The 17532-nt window shown below is 58.6% G+C and carries 17 protein-coding genes; 1 reads left to right on the top strand and 16 read right to left on the bottom strand.

What is annotated here, in order from left to right; translation table 11 throughout:
- Positions 1–29: 29 nt before the first annotated feature.
- The 9 genes from RBT76_01120 to RBT76_01160 all read right to left on the bottom strand — a co-directional run bounded on the left by RBT76_01120 (position 30) and on the right by RBT76_01160 (position 10175).
- Positions 30–686 carry a hypothetical protein gene (locus RBT76_01120; GenBank protein ID MDX9856372.1) on the bottom strand — a complete coding sequence of 219 codons (657 nt, stop codon included), beginning with the start codon at positions 684–686 and terminating at the stop codon, positions 30–32.
- A complete protein-coding gene (locus RBT76_01125; GenBank protein ID MDX9856373.1) occupies positions 683–1198 on the bottom strand; it encodes a hypothetical protein in 516 nt (171 codons plus the stop codon). The genes RBT76_01120 and RBT76_01125 overlap by 4 nt, the downstream gene beginning before the upstream one ends.
- On the bottom strand, positions 1195–1758 hold the full coding sequence (locus tag RBT76_01130) for a sigma-70 family RNA polymerase sigma factor (GenBank protein ID MDX9856374.1): 564 nt from the start codon (positions 1756–1758) through the stop codon (positions 1195–1197). The genes RBT76_01125 and RBT76_01130 overlap by 4 nt, the downstream gene beginning before the upstream one ends.
- 119 nt (positions 1759–1877) lie before the next feature.
- Positions 1878–2891 (bottom strand): rod shape-determining protein, encoded by a 1014-nt coding sequence (locus RBT76_01135; GenBank protein MDX9856375.1) that lies wholly within the window; start codon positions 2889–2891, stop codon positions 1878–1880.
- Positions 2892–3089: 198 nt separating this feature from the next.
- The gene (locus RBT76_01140) at positions 3090–3956 is read right to left on the bottom strand and encodes a pyruvate, water dikinase regulatory protein (protein MDX9856376.1); all 867 of its coding nucleotides are present in this window, start codon (positions 3954–3956) and stop codon (positions 3090–3092) included.
- Positions 3957–4082: 126 nt separating this feature from the next.
- Positions 4083–6338 (bottom strand): NADP-dependent malic enzyme, encoded by a 2256-nt coding sequence (locus RBT76_01145; GenBank protein MDX9856377.1) that lies wholly within the window; start codon positions 6336–6338, stop codon positions 4083–4085.
- A 251-nt stretch (positions 6339–6589) separates the two neighbouring features.
- Positions 6590–6982 (bottom strand): hypothetical protein, encoded by a 393-nt coding sequence (locus RBT76_01150; GenBank protein MDX9856378.1) that lies wholly within the window; start codon positions 6980–6982, stop codon positions 6590–6592.
- A 153-nt stretch (positions 6983–7135) separates the two neighbouring features.
- On the bottom strand, positions 7136–7843 hold the full coding sequence (locus RBT76_01155; protein MDX9856379.1) for a rhomboid family intramembrane serine protease: 708 nt from the start codon (positions 7841–7843) through the stop codon (positions 7136–7138).
- 31 nt (positions 7844–7874) lie between these two features.
- Complete coding sequence (locus tag RBT76_01160; protein ID MDX9856380.1) at positions 7875–10175, bottom strand: hypothetical protein; 2301 nt, start codon at positions 10173–10175, stop codon at positions 7875–7877.
- Positions 10176–10372: 197 nt separating this feature from the next.
- Here RBT76_01160 and RBT76_01165 point away from each other — a divergent pair, with 197 nt between their 5' ends.
- On the top strand, positions 10373–12238 hold the full coding sequence (locus RBT76_01165; GenBank protein MDX9856381.1) for a peptidylprolyl isomerase: 1866 nt from the start codon (positions 10373–10375) through the stop codon (positions 12236–12238).
- Positions 12239–12276: 38 nt separating this feature from the next.
- On the opposite strand, the gene RBT76_01170 is transcribed toward RBT76_01165, so the two are convergent.
- The 7 genes from RBT76_01170 to RBT76_01200 form a co-directional block, all read right to left on the bottom strand.
- A complete protein-coding gene (locus RBT76_01170) occupies positions 12277–12534 on the bottom strand; it encodes a hypothetical protein (protein MDX9856382.1) in 258 nt (85 codons plus the stop codon).
- 91 nt (positions 12535–12625) lie between these two features.
- Positions 12626–13414, bottom strand: a complete 789-nt coding sequence (locus RBT76_01175; GenBank protein MDX9856383.1) for a carbon-nitrogen hydrolase family protein — start codon at positions 13412–13414, stop codon at positions 12626–12628.
- Positions 13415–13546: 132 nt separating this feature from the next.
- Complete coding sequence (locus RBT76_01180) at positions 13547–15223, bottom strand: electron transfer flavoprotein-ubiquinone oxidoreductase (protein ID MDX9856384.1); 1677 nt, start codon at positions 15221–15223, stop codon at positions 13547–13549.
- 92 nt (positions 15224–15315) lie between these two features.
- Positions 15316–15771: an ArsC/Spx/MgsR family protein gene (locus tag RBT76_01185; protein MDX9856385.1), complete on the bottom strand. Its 456-nt coding sequence runs from the start codon at positions 15769–15771 to the stop codon at positions 15316–15318.
- Positions 15772–15994: 223 nt separating this feature from the next.
- A complete protein-coding gene (locus RBT76_01190) occupies positions 15995–16459 on the bottom strand; it encodes a DinB family protein (GenBank protein MDX9856386.1) in 465 nt (154 codons plus the stop codon).
- An 8-nt stretch (positions 16460–16467) separates the two neighbouring features.
- Positions 16468–17085: an O-methyltransferase gene (locus RBT76_01195; GenBank protein ID MDX9856387.1), complete on the bottom strand. Its 618-nt coding sequence runs from the start codon at positions 17083–17085 to the stop codon at positions 16468–16470.
- A 14-nt stretch (positions 17086–17099) separates the two neighbouring features.
- Positions 17100–17402 (bottom strand): Rieske 2Fe-2S domain-containing protein, encoded by a 303-nt coding sequence (locus RBT76_01200; protein MDX9856388.1) that lies wholly within the window; start codon positions 17400–17402, stop codon positions 17100–17102.
- Between the last annotated feature and the right edge of the window lie 130 nt (positions 17403–17532).

Genomic DNA, 17532 nt, shown 5'->3' on the forward strand with positions numbered 1-17532 from the left:
TATCCTTTTCTGATTGTGTATCCACACTATTACGGTCGTTCCATAGGATTTCCAGCGCCGCCTTTTGCTCCGCGACGGTCCTGGAAACTGCGCACGCGCTCAAGCAGCTCGTATTCGAATCGGTCGTGGAAAATCACCAGTTTACCCAGCTGCGCGGGCGTGAGCAGCTCACCGACATCGTCCACAAACGCTTCGAAGAGCGCAATTCGCTGCTTCATCTTGATGCGGACTGAATCAACTGCCGCCCGGATGGCTCCGTCATTCGGGTCTTCCGACGTTACCAGCTCGGAGAGCCTCTCCACATACACCTTGCGTTCCGCCTCGATCTGGTCTTCATCGGCCCGAAGGCTCTTGAAGCGTGTCAGAAACGCAATCTCCTGATCTTCGGCGAGGTCGAGAAATTCGAGCATCTTCAGCATGCGGAGTTGCTCGAGGTGTTTGCGCATTTCTCCCCCGCCCGGCCCCTTCGGGCCGTCGCGATGCAGCATCCGCGGCCGCGCATTGCTGTCCATCGGAGGCTCTCCCTGCGCCAACAGAATCGGCAGCGGATCGCACGGCGTCTCGCCGCCTGCCGCGAGCGCCTCGCCCGCCGGAAAGCATGCGTGCTCATCGGACGTCTCGGCGGCGCCGCCGGGCACTGTCAACATCGCCGCACAGGCGAATATCATCAACACGCGTCGCATCACAGCAAATCTCCTACGTCAAAAGTCGCCTGGAGGTATTCGTACTCATCGTCGGTCAGGTCTCCCAGGAGTCGCTCCGCCGATACCGCGCCGTCGCCGGCTACCGCTTCCTGCAACAGTGTCTGCACGCCGCGGTCGGTCAGCGCATACAGCTCGGTTTCATAATCCGTTATCTCGGTCATCAACGATGCCGTATCGAACGTTACCACCGCAGTCTCGCGTTCCCCGCCTCCGGGCACGAGCAGACCGGTTTGCATGCCGACATAGGCCGCCCCGACCACGAGGAGGATCGCCGCCGCCGACGCCAACGCCTGCTTCCAGATCGGCGTCATGCGAATCGATACCGGCGCCGATACCGGTCCACCGAGCTCATCGATCCGCTCGTTGACCCGGGCCAGCATCCGCTCGACTTCCACATCATCAGGGTAGAAATCGGCATCGGCTCCGAGATACTTCTCGAAACCGTCAAGGCGGTCGTCGCCGTCATCTCGGCCTTGAAAACGATCGTCACTCATGCGTGCCACCCCTGTTCGCGCGCGTACGTGCGGAGTTTCCCGACCGCTTCACGATAGTTGGTCTTAACCGTTCCCAATGCATTGCCGGTAACATCGGCAATCTCCGCAAACGACATCCCGCGATAAAACCGGAGGTTGAAAACAAGCCGCTGCCTCTCCGGCAGCGTCGCCATAAAAGCAATCACGCCGACCCTGAGTTCCTGCGTCTGCATCTGCCGGTCGGGCCGGTCGGCGTCCGCCGTTGCCACCGACTCCTCCAGCGTTTCGGTCAGCTGGTACTCGCGACGGCCGTGCAGGTAATTGAGCGTTTTGTTGGAGGCTATCCGGAACACCCAGGTATCGAACCGGGAGTCGCCGCGGAAACCGGCCAGCTTCTCCCAGGCGGCGACAAGGCTGTCCTGCGCGAGATCTCTCGCCGCATCGGAATCTCCCGTCATTCGATATGTCAACGCCACGAGCGGTTTCATAACCTGTCGAGCCAGGATTCCAAAGGCCTGGCGGTCTCCCTTCTGGGCCAGTCGTACCAGTTCTGCCTGGTCAGCATCTGTTCCGGTTGCCATCCTCGTCCAGTTTCCGAGAGATAAGACAGGTTGTATCCGCAAAAGATTAATACGGATGACAAAAACACCACAAAAAAAGGCCGGAGAATCTCCGGCCTCGCTCGTAACCTGTTCTACCGTCAGTCCTTACGACTACGCTCCAATACCTTCGAGTACTGGGCGAGATTGTCCAGCACCCGCCCGGTCCCGCGAACCACGCAGGTCAGCGGATCATCCGCCACGTTCACCGGCAGATTCGTCTCCGCCCGAAGCCGTTTATCGAGCCCGCGGAGCAACGCGCCGCCGCCGGTCAGGATAATGCCGCGTTCCAGAATGTCAGAGGCCAGTTCCGGCGGGGTTTGTTCGAGCGCCTGACGGACTGCCTCGACTATGATGTCCAGCGTCTCCGATAGCGCTTCCCGAACCTGCGCCGAGGAAATCTTGAGATTTTTCGGCACACCGGCCACGAGGTCGCGGCCCTTGATCTCCATCGACAACTCTTTTTCCAGTTGATACGCGGAGCCGACTTTGATCTTGATATCTTCGGCGGTGAGCTCGCCGATCAGCAGATTGTAATTCTTCTTGAAGTAGTTGATAATCGCGTCATTGAATTCGTCACCGGCCACGCGAATCGACGTGTCGTTTACGATCCCGTTGAGCGCGATGACCGCGATTTCAGAGGTGCCGCCGCCGATATCGATAATCATGATCCCGGTCGGCTGATCCACCGCCAGACCGACACCGATCGCCGCAGCCATCGGCTCAGCCAGCAGATACACTTCGCGCGCACCCGCATTCTCCGCCGAGTCACGCACCGCGCGCTTCTCCACTTCGGTGATGCCCGATGGTACGGAGATAACGACCCGGGGCTTCATGAGGTATTTGTGCTTGACCACGCGCCGAATGAAATCGGCGATCAGACGCTCTGACATCTCGAAATCGGCGATCACCCCGTCCTTCAACGGACGGATCGCCTCGATTCCCCCCGGTGTGCGACCGGTCATCTCCTTGGCGGCCGAGCCGATAGCGAGGATCTTGCCGGAGGATTTTTCGATAGCCACGACCGACGGTTCGTTAAGAACGATACCTTGATTGCGGACGTAGACAAGCGTATTGGCGGTGCCGAGGTCGATCCCAACATCGTTCGAAAGCATGTCAAAAAATCCCAACGTACATCCCTTTACGTTCGAGTATCTACAGGCAGCCCTGTGTGACGGGCACTATGGCTAGTATCGATCCCGCCGCCGAATAGTTTAGCGCGAGCTAACCCATAGTGCAACAAAATTATGGCCGTTATTGGGGGATTTCCGGGCGGGCGGGCGGCACGGCCCGCGTTTGAGCCGCTCAGGAGGCTATTCCACGCCTTCCAGGCCCATCTCCTCCATTATCTCACGGGAGACTTCCTCGATCGCCCGGTGCGTCACATCTACTTTCCGCCACCCTGCCTTGGCATACAGCAGGCGGCAGAACCGAAGCTCCTCACGTATCCGGCGCACGTCGAAATACGCCTGCATATGATCGTACATCGTGGTTCCGACCAGATGCTGCGACCTCTCTTCCCGAATCCGCGCCAGCACGTCGGGCTGCATCAATAACCCGAAAACCTTTTGCGGGTCGACATCCGTAAGTCGTTTGAACAGGTTTTCTTCGAGCAGTATCTCCGCGACAACCGGTATGTTGGCCACGCGCAGCCCGTAGTTGCAGGACAGGTACATGCTGATCGGCGTCTTGCAGGTGCGGGACAACCCCACCAGCACGATATCCGCATCCTCCACCGTCCGCCCCCGCCCGTCATCGTGCTCGACCGTGTACCCGATCGCATCGATTTTCGAATAGTAGCGATCATCGATCACGTGCAGGATGCCGGGCTCGTAGTCGGGATGCACGCCGAGAAACTTCGACATGGTCGACAGCATCGGCTCGAGCACGTTCAAATGCAGAATATTGCGCCCGCGTAGTCGCTCGTGGAAATACTTGCTGCATCGCTTCGAGATAATGGAATAAATGACGAGGTAATCATCGCTGATGTCGCCCAGTACGCGATCGATCGCCGCCCGGTCGCGCACCTCGCGGTACACCTCGACGATATTGAACTCGACATCCTTCCGGGCATACTGGACCAGCACCGCATCCATCAGCCGCTTGGCGGTCCGACCCGTCCCGTCCGAGACGATTACTATGTTCTTCGGACTGTCCATCCCGTTTCGCACCGTTCGCATGCGCCCGTGCGCGCGCATCTCACCGGACCATACATCAATCCGGACGTTTTCGTCCAGAAAAAACCGGCGGCCGGTTTCCCGACCGCCGGTGCAGATGCCGATACTTCTCAGTCGGTCAACGACCCACTACCGAGCTTCGTTGAGCTGTGCGTCGACTACCGCAATCGCCGTCATGTCGACGATCTCGTTGACTTCCTGCGTCCGGATCAGGATATGAACCGGCTTGCAAAAGCCTATCATGATCGGACCGACCGCCGTCATCTCGCCCAGCTCCTTGAGCAGCTTGTACGCGCAGTTGCTGGCGTCGAGCGACGGGAACACGAACACGTTGGCCGTGTCCTTCAGAGTCGAAAACGGGAACAGGAACTCACGGATTTCCGGGCGAACCGCCGTGTCACCCTGCATCTCGCCATCCACCATCAGGTCGGGGGCGTTTTTCTTCACCAGCTCGGTCGCCCGGGCCACTTTCCTCGACGCCTCCGACGGCGCTGAACCGAAGTTGGAGAAGGACAACATCGCGATGCGCGGTTCGATATTAAACGCCCGCGCCACGCGCGATGAGCCGATCGCAATCTCGGCCATCTCCTCCGCGGTCGGATCGATATTGACCGCCGTATCCGCGAACATGTACAACCGATCTTTCTTGATCATCGCGATCAGCGCCGACACCCGGTGAACACCCGGGTTGAGATCGATGACCTCGAGCGCGGCCCGCATAGCCGTAGGATAATCCGAACGCACGCCGCCCAGCAGCGCGTTGCAGTCGCCCGCCTCCAGCATCATCATGCCGAAATACAGCGGCTGCTGAACCATCCAGCGGGCCTTCTCCATGTCGACCCCGTGACGGCAACGCTTCTGATGGAACAACTGAGCGTACTCCTCGAACTTCGCCGACGTCAGCGGATTGACAACCTCAATTCCGGTCAGGTCAATCTCGAACCGCTTGGCGATCTGCCGGATTTCGTCGGGATCGCCAAGCACGATCGGCGCGGCCAACTGCTCGTGCCGCACGATCTGCGCCGCCCTGAGCACGCGGGTCGACGTGCCTTCCGTGTATACTACCCGTTTCGGCTTCTTCTTGGCCTTGTCGTAGATCACGTTCATGAACACGCGGCCCTTGCCGATGCGCTTGCCGAGTTCGACGCGGTACTCGTCGATATCGCGCGGACGCCGGGCGACCCCGCTGTCCATGGCGGCCTTGGCCACCGCCGTCGATTCCCAGATCAAAACGCGCGGATCAAACGGCTTGGGAATGATGTACTCCCGGCCGAACTTGAAATGATCGACACCGTACGCACGCGCGACCTCCTCCGGCACGTTCTGCTTCGCCAGCGTAGCCAGCGCCTTCACGGCGGCGATCTTCATCTCCTCGTTGATAGCCGTCGCGTGCACGTCCAGCGCACCGCGGAAAATGAACGGAAATCCGAGCACGTTGTTGACCTGGTTGGGATAGTCGGAACGACCCGTCGCCATGATCACGTCCTTGCGGGCGGCAACCGCATCCGGGTACGTGATCTCCGGGTCCGGATTCGCCATCGCAAAAATGACCGGATCCTTGGCCATCGACTGGACCATCTTCTTGGTCACCGTGTTCGCGACCGAGACCCCCACGAACACGTCGGCACCCTCCATCGCCTGCTCCAGCGTGTGACGGTCGGTCTTGCGGACGAATTGCTGCTTGTACTTGTTGTATTTGTCGCCGCGCCCCTCATACAGCACGCCCTTGGAATCGGTCATGAGGATGTTCTCCGGGTTCACGCCCAGCGAAATGTACAGCTTCGCACACGCGATACCGGCGGCGCCCGCGCCCGAATAGACCACCCGGACCTTCGAAATGTCCTTGTTCACCAGCTCCAGCGCGTTGACCAGCGCCGCAGCCGATATGATTGCCGTCCCGTGCTGATCGTCGTGGAAGACCGGGATCTTCATCGTGGCCTTGAGCGTTTCTTCGATATAAAAGCACTCCGGCCCCTTGATGTCTTCGAGGTTGATACCGCCAAACGTCGGCTCCAGCAACTGGCAGCATTTGATCACCTCGTCGGGATCCTCCGTGTTCAGCTCGATATCGAACACGTCGACGTCGGCAAACCGCTTGAACAGAACGCCCTTCCCTTCCATCACCGGCTTGCCCGCGGCGGCGCCGATATTGCCCAGACCGAGCACCGCCGTACCGTTGGACACCACCGCGACCAGGTTGCCCTTGGCCGTGTACTTGTAGACATCCGCCGGATTTTCTTTGATTTCGAGGCACGGCTGCGCGACGCCGGGCGTGTAGGCCATCGACAGGTCGCGCTGCGTCATGCACGGTTTGGTGGGATTGACCTCTATCTTGCCGGGTTTCCCCAGGCTGTGGTACTCGAGCGACTGCTGCTTGGTAATCATGACAGCGAACTCCTCACGTAGACGGGCAAAAAACCAGCATGCACACTGGTGACATTTTTCACAAATCGGTGAAAAATACCTTTTCTACGGCCGGAGTCAAGGGGTTTCGAATTCACCCCGCCCGCCCACCCGTGATGCCCGACACTACCCGTTTGTTCGCGGAGTTCCCCCACCCCCCTGCCCAAAATCAAAGCGCGCCCGTGTGGCTGGCACGGACGCGCTTTGGTGGACTAAGCGGAAACAGAATCTTTTCAGAACTTGGCGCGAACGGTGACACGCTTTTTGTCGGCCGCCGAGCGGCCCGGGTGCCACTTCTGCAGATAAACCGACGCGCTGTCCCGGCACTCTCGGTCTCCATCGGTCAGCAAACGCTCCAGCGTCTCCGGACTCGTGTTCTTATGGAAACAGACCAGGCGGCGAAGCTCCGGCATTTCGTGCTGGGAGATACGGTCCAGCGTCACCGGACTCGTGTTCGGATTGAAACAGAGCGCCACCTTCGGCGCCCAGTCCGCAAGTCGTTCGCACCAGTCAAGCACCATCGGATCATCAAAGTCCGCGATATCGTCGCAGTCGAATTCGCCCTTCAGGTACCGCTCTTCGACATCCTCATAGGAGCGAAACACCCATTGTTTTTTTGCGGCCATCGCCATCCTCCTTAGGGGGTGTTCGAGACATACTTACACTTACATGATGTATCGGCCGGAATAAGCCGCTACTTTACCGGGCGAACCGCCCGGAGAACATCTTATTGCAGGATAGTCAGTTAGGAGGGAACTGCGCAGATTCTGAGCAGCCGCTTACCACTGCATGCGGTAGACTCGCTGGCCGCCGCGGGGACCGGACCCGCGACCGCTCAACTTCACCCACGCCCAGAGTATCACCCAGCCGAACACGAACCCGCCGACATGCGCCAGATAGGCTACGCCGGACTGATCGCCGATCAACGTCATCACCAGCTGATACACCAGCCAGATTCCCAGGACTACCTTGGCGGGCAAAACGATAAACTGGATAAAGAAGAAAAAGAGCAGACAGGTAACCTCGGCCCGGGGATGCAACACCAGGTACGCCCCCATAACGCCCGAAATAGCTCCCGATGCCCCCACCAGCGGCACGGTCGATCCGGCATTGGGCAGCGTATACAGACCCACTGCAGCGAGACCGGCCACGAGGTAAAACAACGTGAACTTCACCGGGCCGAAGAAATCCTCGATATTATTGCCGTAGATCCACAAAAAAAGCATGTTGCCGATAAGGTGCATCCACCCCCCATGGAGAAACATCGATGTGAACGGCGTCAGATAGTACCAGCCCGGAATCGTCAGTTCGTGCGCGCTGCCGAAATAAATCCCCGGTGTGAAACCATAGGTTGCCAGAAATACCTGGAAACCGCGCGGTCCCATGGTCTGCGAATAGAGGAAAATGAGCGTATTGACAACGATCAACGCGACCGTCACGTATGGCGTCCGGACCGTCGGTTGATCATCGCGAATGGGAAATAACACCTACCCGGCAGCTCCTCTGGTTCGTGACGGCTCAGTTACGGCTCTTATCCTTAACATAGAAGCGGAAGTATTGTTCGGCCCGGTTACCGGCGCGGTCGACCACCGTAATTCCGACATGATGCTCTCCGTCTGGCAAAGGATCGACGGGTCGGGTCTTACAAATCTTTGATTCCGGATCGTATTCCGGGATGAGCCATTGCCCGTTCAGTCTGACATCGATCGCCCGGTCGTCGGCGATACCCGATAAATTGTCGGCGAGCGTGAAGCGGATCTCCGGGCGCGGATTGTAATACGTCATGCCGGGCTTGATATTGATCCGCGAGATAACCGGCGGCTGAAGGTCGAACAGCGCCGCGTATCGTCCCCCGCCGGCCGCCGACGCGGTCACTGTCTTGCGCTCTGCATTCCAGCGGCTGTCGGTCAGCCATATCCACTCTTTTTTCTCCGGATTCCACCAGCATAACCCGGTTTTGTCGTTCACCTGGTTGATCGATCTGATCGCAAACGTCACTTCAAAGTCCTTGCGCGTCAAGAATACCGCTGGCGACAACTCATACAGGTCTGAGTTTAAGTCACCGGCCATGATAGTGTCGATCTTCGTCAGTTGCACGAATCGTGGCCGGTAGAAGTGCTCACGACCGAACTTGAACATGGCGACCGAATCGAGTGTCACCGTTTCCGAGCCCTCATCGCCAACTAAACGAATGTCCACCGAGGTCTGGCCCCCGGCCGGCATGCTTCGATCCTCGTTCAGCGACGCGTTCAGGCGGTCGATTCGGGCATATTTGACTTCCGGCGGCACAAAGAACAGGTACCGATACGGACTCGTAAAACCGGCCGGATACTCTACCCCAAGCAGCGAGTCTCGATAGTACAGCTCCAGGCGAGCCGCTCCGGCGCGAGGAGCCGCCGAGTGCATCGTGACAAAAAGACCGTCGTCAAGCACGCTCGGCACGAGCCCTATCTTGGTGTAGGCAAAAGAACTGAGCCCGTAAAACGGCTCGTCGAGCAGCCGGAAACCGTCGCTGGTGCGCACCGCAAAGCGAAGCACCGAGCGGGAGAGGCTGGCAGGACTGACGATTGAGTACCGCGAACGACCGTCGCTCAGATCGGCTCTGTGCACGCTGTCAACTCCCACCCACTGGTTCTCGAAAAACACCTGTATGTCGATACGATCAACGTCAACTGCCGACAGCGCGGCGTTGGGGGTCATCACGACATCGATCGAGCGCTCTCCCCTCTCGGATGTCGATTCGACATGACACCAGCCGTCCGGTGGCCCCCACACGAAATCAAACGCCAACTCGGCTTCGTTTCCAAAACAGTCCGTCCCGACAATGCGCGCGCGGTGCAGTCCATACGCAAGATTGTCGCCCGCCCCCACCATCCCCTGTGCACCCGTCAGGACGCGGCTTCCCCTGAATTCGTTGCCGGTCTCCTGATACAGTCGCCGAACCCGCTTCCTGTCGCCGGCCGCTTCGACATTGTCGAATTCCAAATCCGACATTGCGCCGGATTCGAAGTGAAGCGAATCAAGGATGATCTCATAGTACGGACGGTCATCGATATACAAACGAAGCGCATAGATGGCCTGCCGCATACCACCCTCCCGCATCTGATCATAACAGTCCGCGAGAATACCGAAGGGCCTGTTGAACTGCGGCTTCTCCGCTATGGTATAGTTCCCGGGACGACCCGACGGCACGGCGGGGAAGAAGATCTTCCGGCTGCCATCGGGAAAGAGCGACCGACGGTCGCCCATCACCATGCCCAGTCGCTCGAATGTCGGCCGAGTCCGGTCGTTGAGAGTGAAGCCGTTCAGAAGCGGATTGAGCGGAACGTTGTCAAGCGTACGAACTTCGAGATGCAGATGCGGTGCCCCGGAGCCGGTTTGGCCGGATTTGCCCAGAAACTCGCCCTGCGCCACGCGAATCGAATCCGACGGCAAAGACAGGTCGATTGAATAACGATGAGATGCAAGCTGTGCCGCCATGACAGTCCGATCAATCCGGTCGTTGAAGCTGTCAAGGTGCGCAAACACATACACGCGGCTGTCATCCCCTCGAAGGTATATCACCTTGCCGTAACCGTCGTAGGAGGTCCTCACCCGCATTACGTAACCTGAAACGGGGGCCACCACGGTCTCGCCGATACGGCCGCCGGTTCGAAGGTCGACCCCGGCATGGAACCGGCGATTCCGGTAGTCGCCAAAACCGGACGAGAGGTCAACCGACGAGGTTAAGGGCCAGTCAATCGTTGCGGCATAAGCAGTTGCGGCAATGAAGCCGACAATCGCTAAGCATCCCCGGGTTATGGTCGATAACGTGGTCATATGCTCGTGTATCAGTCGATGGTTGTACCCTGTGGCTGTCGATTTGTGCCCAAATAACGACTTACACGTATAATTTGCAATAGCCGATTGTTGCCAAGTGGCGGGTTTTGGTTATATTGGATGGCTCGTGTCGGCCCTTTCGGCCGCGTGCGCCACGCTGTCCGGATAGATGTGATTCAACGAAGGAGACGGTTCGAATGTTTGAAGCGCTTCGCAAGATGATCTTCCCGATCATCATTATCACCCTGCTCTTTTTCGTCGCGATGATTGTGCTCGAGTGGGGTCTCAGTTTCAGCAGCTCCGCCCAGTACGGCAACCCCAACGTGGTCGCCGTCGTCAACGGCGAAGAGATTCCCTGGGAGAATTACTACGCGGTTTACAACAACCTGTACCGCCAGGAGTCGCAGCAGACCGACGGCGAAGTGTCCGAGGAGCGCTCGCGGGAGATTGAAGATATCGCTTTCAACCAACTGCTCCACGACCACCTGCTTATGCAACAGGTCAAGGAAAAGGAACTGACTGTCTCCGATACCGAACTGTTCTACTACCTGCAGATGTCACCGCCCGAGTACGTAAGAAGCATCCCGGATTTTCAGACGAACGGCGTGTTTGATCCGCAGAAGTACTTCCGACTCATGCTCGATCCCCAGGCCGCGCCGTTCTGGGTGCAGGTCGAACAACTGGCCCGATTGGACATCCTGAAACTCAAGATCCAGGAAATGGTAATTTCCGCTGCAATGGTGACCGAAGATGAGGTCAGACAGAACTTCGTCGCCGGCAACGAAACCGTGACGGTCGGCGTCGCCAACGCCGCATACAACGATTTCATCAAGCCGACTCCGACCATCACCGAAGAGCAGATACGCGCCTATTACGATGCAAATATCGAGGACTACACGGTCGGCGAACGCCGTACGCTCAAGGTTGCGATGATCGAAAAGGCGCCGTCCGATGAGGACATCGAAACGACCCGGCTCGAAATTCAGGCCATCTACGACTCGGTCAAGGCCGGCGGCGACTTCGCCGCGTTGGCCGAAGCTAGCTCCGATGACAGAGCCTCCGCCGTCAACGGCGGCGACCTCGGCTGGTTCCCCGAAAACCAGATGGTTCCGGAATTCAACGAACGGTCGTTCTCGATGAAGGAAGGCGAGTTGTCCGAACCGTTCCAGACCCAGTTCGGATGGCATATCATCCAGCACCACGGCTACCGGACCGATCTCGAAGTTCCGCGCGGCAAGCAGGAAAAGGAAAAGATCCGCAAGGCGAATGTCTCTCATATCCTCCTGCGGATCGAGGCGTCGCCCGCGACGCTCGATCGCGCCTACAATTCCCTGTCGAACTTCCGCACTATCGCGCTCGAACAGGGATTCGACGCCGCAGCCGAGCAGACCGGTCTCGAGGTCAAGGAAACCAAGCCGTTCACCAAGGGCAGCGGCGCCGATTTCCTCGGCCCCGATGCCGACGCAAACTCCTTCGCCTTCAGCAACGAGCCCGGCGGCCTGACCGGCGTGCGCGAAAGCTCGTCGATGTACTTCGTTGCCCAGGTGGGACAGGTTCTCCCCGCGGGACCCACGGACTTCGCCGATGTGCGCCAGCGGATCGAATCGGAACTCGTGCGTGACTCCGTCCGCGCGCGCTGTGCCGACAAAGCCAGAGAAGTGCGGGAGCTGGTTGTCAACGGTGGTGTTACCCTGAAAGAAGCGGCCGAAAAGGTCGGCCTCACCTACAAAATGCAGGGACCCATCACCCGCCAGGGATTCATCGAGGGCATCGGGCGGCAGCCCGAAATCATCGGCGCGGCTTTCAGCATGTCGACACCCGGTCAGATCTCCGAAGCGGTGGCATGGACTGCGGGCGGCACGGTGATGGAACTGATCAACCGCGAAGCTCCCGACCTTAGCCTGTTTACCCAGAAGCGCGATTCGATTTACATGGCCGTCAAGTCGGCCAAACAGCAGGAACTGTACGCGCGCTGGTACCAGAAGCTCGTTGAGGATTCGGATATTGTCAACTATCTCGAACGCAACCGCGAGCTGCAGGATCAGCAACAGGCCTCGCTGTAAGCCGGCGCTTCGGCGTTGATTTCGCAATCATATTCGGACTACCGCGCCCCCGTCTCCACGGGGGCGCTTCTTTTTACCATCACCAGCTGAACCAGCGCCGCCAGGCACCACACGCCTTCCAATATCACGAACGGCAGTGTGCCGCCGATCCACGCATACCAGCAGGCCATCCCGGCCCCGATAGCGTTCAACAACAGATACGCCGGGTGTCGTTCGCTCAATCGTCGAAACAGATTCAACAGGAAGGCGAACAGGATAAGTCCCACACCGACCGCCCCAATCACTTCATTAGCCATGTACTCTCTCCTCGGAACGTCTCCAGACAGCAAAAACCGCCGATGCATCAATATACACCGGCGGGTTCCTCACTGGTAGTGTGTGGATACGTCACGACACCGGACTGCGCGCCGTCAGCGCCGACCGAATGAGCTGCTTGCGCCGAAATTCCCGGACTTCCTCGATATCGATCGTCACCGTGAGTATGCGCCGACGCTGCTCGGCCTCGATCTCCGTTTGCTCCAGAACCCCCCACGGCGCTGCAATCAGCGAACGTCCCTGCAGGGGCTTGCCGAATATCTCACCGACCCCGCACACCTTCACTACATACGCGCCCGTCTCGCGCGCGCCCGAGACATAATACTGCTCGTCGCGAATTCGCTTTTGCCCCACCGTGTCGCTCTGACGCAACGGCGATATGGTCGGCGCGAAAATGATATCGGCCCCCCGTGCCGCCAAAGACCCATACGATCCCGGTTCCAGGACATCGGCGCACAACAACAATCCGACAATCGTCCCCTCGATATTGAACGCCACCGAACCGTCCCCGGGACTGATCCCCTGTCGGATCTCGCTCTCGACCGGATATCGTTTCCGATACTTGCCCAGCACGTTGCCGCGATTTATCAGATACGACGTGTTATACAGGCGATCGCCGTCCGGCTCCACCATCGAGCCCGCTATGAGGCAGGTCGACAGATCCGACGAAAGTCGCGACAGCGTCTGAAGATGCTCGGGCGTGCGTAACTCCGCCCGATGATAGTCTGTGTCCTCCGGACTTACCAGGCAGTACTCCGGAAGACACACAAAGTCAGGACGTTGCTTAAAAATGTAGATTTTCTCTTCCAGCGTCGGCAGCCGGCCTATCTCCGACTGGACCGCAACCACTTTGACCAGCATCACGCGTTCCTTCTGACGGATTGTCTACCTCTAATACGCTCGAGGTCCCTCCTTGTTCGCAACAACCGGACGCCGAAACAAAAAAGGTCGGCCGGATCGCTCCGGCCGACCGCAGACTCTGCGCCCGCCCACTTACATGTTCGTATAGTTCGGCCCTTCGCCCCCCTGCGGCGTGACCCACCGAATGATGTTGTACGGATCGGCGATATCGCACGTCTTGCAATGCACGCAGTTGGACGGCGTTAGTTCCAGCTTCTTTCTGCCGGGACGGTTTTCGTCATCAACCATATTGTAAACCGACGCCGGACAAAAGTGCTGACAGGGATTGCCGTATTCCTCGGTACAGCGATTGTTGCAAATGTCATAGTCTTCCACCAGCAAATGCGGCGGCTGGTGCTCCTCATGCATCGTCCCCGACTTGTAAACGTCCGTCACCTTGTCATACAGGTACTTGTTGTCGAACTTGACCGTCTTTTTCTCCGGTCCATGACCGAACCGGGCCGCGTATTCGTTCGTCTTGAGCACATACTGATGATCCGGCTTGTGCGGCCGCCGATTGAACAATCCTGCGCCGCCGGTCACCATCTGCACCGCGCCGTGAAACATCCCCGCAAACAACCCGCCGTCGAACCCGGCGTGGAAATTGCGGTTTTTGTACAGCTCTTCCCGAGCCCAGCTGCCGTCAAAACGCGTCTGATAAGCCGCCAGCCGCTCCGCCGAAAAGTCGCCGGCACGCACACAGTCCACCAGCGTCTCGGCCGCCATGATCCCCCCCTTGATAGCAAGATGTATACCCTTCAGCCGCGCCGGGTTCAGCATACCCGCGCTGTCGCCGCACAACATCAAACCCGCATGGTACAGCTTCGGTACGGAAAAGTACCCGTTATCGGGGATGGCTTTCGCGCCGTAGTGAAGCATCGTCCCGCCGTCGAGAATGCGCCTGACGACCGCATGTGTCTTGTAGCGCTGGAACTTCATGTGTGGATCATTGGTCGGATCCGGTGAGTTCAGACCCACCGCATAACCGAGCGACACCATCGAATCACTCATCCCGTAAATCCACCCGCCACCGTACTCGTGCGACGGTTGCGGCCAGCCGATCGTGTGGATGACCTCCCCCGCCTTGATCCGACCCGCGGGAACTTCCCAGACTTCTTTAACGCCCGTCAAATATGCCTGCGGAATTCGCCCTGCGGTGAGTTCAGGGATCTTTTCGAATGCGTGACGGGTCAGCGAACCGCGTACCCCCTCACACAATACCGTTACTTTCGCCTTGATGATCGACCCGGGTTCAAAATTGGCGCGGGGCGTCCCGTCTTTGTCGCGACCCATATCGACCGTCTGCACGCCGGTGACCACACCGTCCTCGACGATCAGATCGTAACCCGCCAGCCCGGCGAAAATATCGACTCCCGCCGCCTCTACCTGCTCCGCCAGCCAGCCGCACAGCTTGTTTAGTGAGACTACCTGGTTGCCGTGATTCTGCACCGGCGGCGGCATGAAAGGAAACTTAAACGATCCGTTTTCTTTCAGATAATAGAAGGAGTCTCCGGACACCTCCGCCTCGATTGGCGCGCCCTTCTCTCGATAGTCCGGGATCAGTTCCACCAGCCCCCGTGGGTCCATGACCGCCCCGGATAGCGCATGCCCGCCCACGTACGAGGCCTTCTCCATGACAATCACTTCCGGCATCGAAAGTGATTCATCCGAGGCTATCGTCGTCGCAAGCTTGTACGCGATCGCCAGGCCGGCCGGTCCGGCGCCGACAATGAGTATGTCTGTCTCGAGGATTTCGCGTTCTATATCCATGCACCCGCCTTTCGCCGCTCTCGGCTTCTGGAAGTTCTACGGAATATAGAGCGCCGTACGCAGTGAGAAAAGGAAATTGCGAAGCAGCCCGGTCAGCGCGCGGCTGTAGGCTGCTTGGCGTTCTGCCCGCGATTCGCCCGCCGATTGTGGCGGTCGCTCTCGCGCTCGTCGTCGTCCTTGTTACCGTTCATCCCGATCTGCAACATCAACGCGATATTCTTCTTGTCGCAGCCGACCGTTACCAGCCGGGATGATTGGATAATCGGGCGACGAAGCAGCGTCGGGTCTTCGACTATCAAGCCGATCAGCGTCGGCCGGTCGGGCATCTTCTCGTCCAGACCGTGCTTTTCGTACGACGGCGACATGTAGTTGAGAAAATGGCTCGGATCCATATGCTTGATCAGCCGGTCGACTTCGTCGTATGAAAGCGGCTGCTGCACGATATCTCGGATCTCCAGCATCACACCGGCGTCCTCGATGAACTTCTTCGCTTCCGCACACGTCGCGTCTTCGCCGTATGTCAGAAACTTTGCGCGTTTGGGTGGCATGACACCAACACCTCCTTACAACGTGGGCACTTGCTGTGACAAAACCCCGTAGCGTAACCAGCCCGAAAACTATGTGAGAACCCTGGGACACGCCCGGTTCCGGGACCGTCTGTGATCGCCGGCGAGAACACTCCACCCCAGCACGGGAGGGTATTTGAGTCACCATAGAAACGCGCCGGCGACTGTTTTGTCAACTATTATAATTCTCTCTCAGGCTCGCTCGTCAGTCGCTCCATCGCGCCGGCACCGCGACACCGTTTAATCGAAGGTAGGTGATCAACTGTCCGCGATGATGAACCTGGTGCTCGATCATCGCCCGTAACACCAACTCGACTGGCACCGTCTTGTCTGTACCGGGGAAACCGATCAGCGTATCGAGATCGCCGTCCGTCAGCGATCCAATTACTGTATCGGTGAATTGAAAAACGAGCTTAAGCGCCTTTCTATTGTTTGTAACACTTCTATCCAAAATAAGTTTCGGAATCTCGACCGGCCCCGCCCCGCCCCGCACCAGATCGTTGTCCATTTCCAGTTCGCATTCCACCAGATGAGCCACCAGTTCAGCGCACGTAAACTGCGTCGGCGCCCCCCGGTACTCCGATAACTCCTCGGGAACGGCTCCCGCGAGCCGCAGCGCATAATCGTCCATGCGCCGCTTCCAGTCCCGTATCATCGCCAGCCGTGACATCGAGCCTCCTATACGCGAAGCGCGACCGCAACCCCGTCGCGAATCGGCAGGATCGTGGTGAAAAACCGGCTGTCCTGATACAGATTCTGCGTGAACTCCACGATCGCCCGCGTCGCCTCGTCCTGCTTCCGCTCGGCAACCTTCCCGTTCCAGATCACATTGTCCGTAATGAACAATCCGCCTTTGCGGAGCTTCGGGGCAACCAGGTCGATAGTCGCCGGGTACCCTTGCTTGTCGATATCGTTCAGAATGATGTCGAACGGGCCGTCCAGCGTCGAGATGACCTTGCGCGAATCACCGATCCGAAAATCGAACTGGTTCTGCAGGCCGGCGCGCTGAAAATAATCGAACGCCCGCCGTTTGTTCGCCTTGTCAACATCCGTCATGACAATATGCCCCTTGCTCTTCATGGCCAGCGAAAACCAATAAGCGCTGTATCCGAATCCCGACCCCAGTTCCAGTACCCGCCGGGCCTTGGTGAGCGCCGCCATCTGGTACAAAAAGCGACCGACCAGCGGACCGATTATCGGAAAGTCGCTCTCCTCTGCAAAGGCTTCCATTTCGCGAAGCACCGCCTCGCGTTCGGGCGTCACCTGGTGCAGGTATTTCTCGATCTTGGAAGTCATCGAATGTTCGTTTATCACAACAGCAGGTACACGTCACCGCCGTCGATCTCAACCTCGTACTGTTTCAGACGAAAGCCCGGGTTATTGATGCATTCACCGGTGCGGAGATCATACTGCCATCCGTGCCACGAACACGTCAGGATACCGTCCTTGATACCGCCCTTGGCAAGCGAGGCGCGCATATGCGCGCATTCCGACTGGATGCCCAAAATGGTCCCGTTATCGTTGACCACCGCCACGCGACGCGCCAGGATTTGCTTTTCGACCATTGCGCCCGGCGGTAAATCGACCAGCCGCGCCATCTTGATCCGTGGCACGCACAACCCTCCGTTTGCCCCATACCTCGGCCCCCCTGCCTGCCCCGCGGCGCACAAAGTGCGCCGTGCTGCCGGCGGCTATGCCGCCCGCTAACGCACTAACGATGTCGTGATGACAGATACCTCGAAA

This window comes from Candidatus Zixiibacteriota bacterium (assembly GCA_034003725.1).
Lineage (GTDB): Bacteria > Zixibacteria > MSB-5A5 > GN15 > FEB-12 > WJMS01.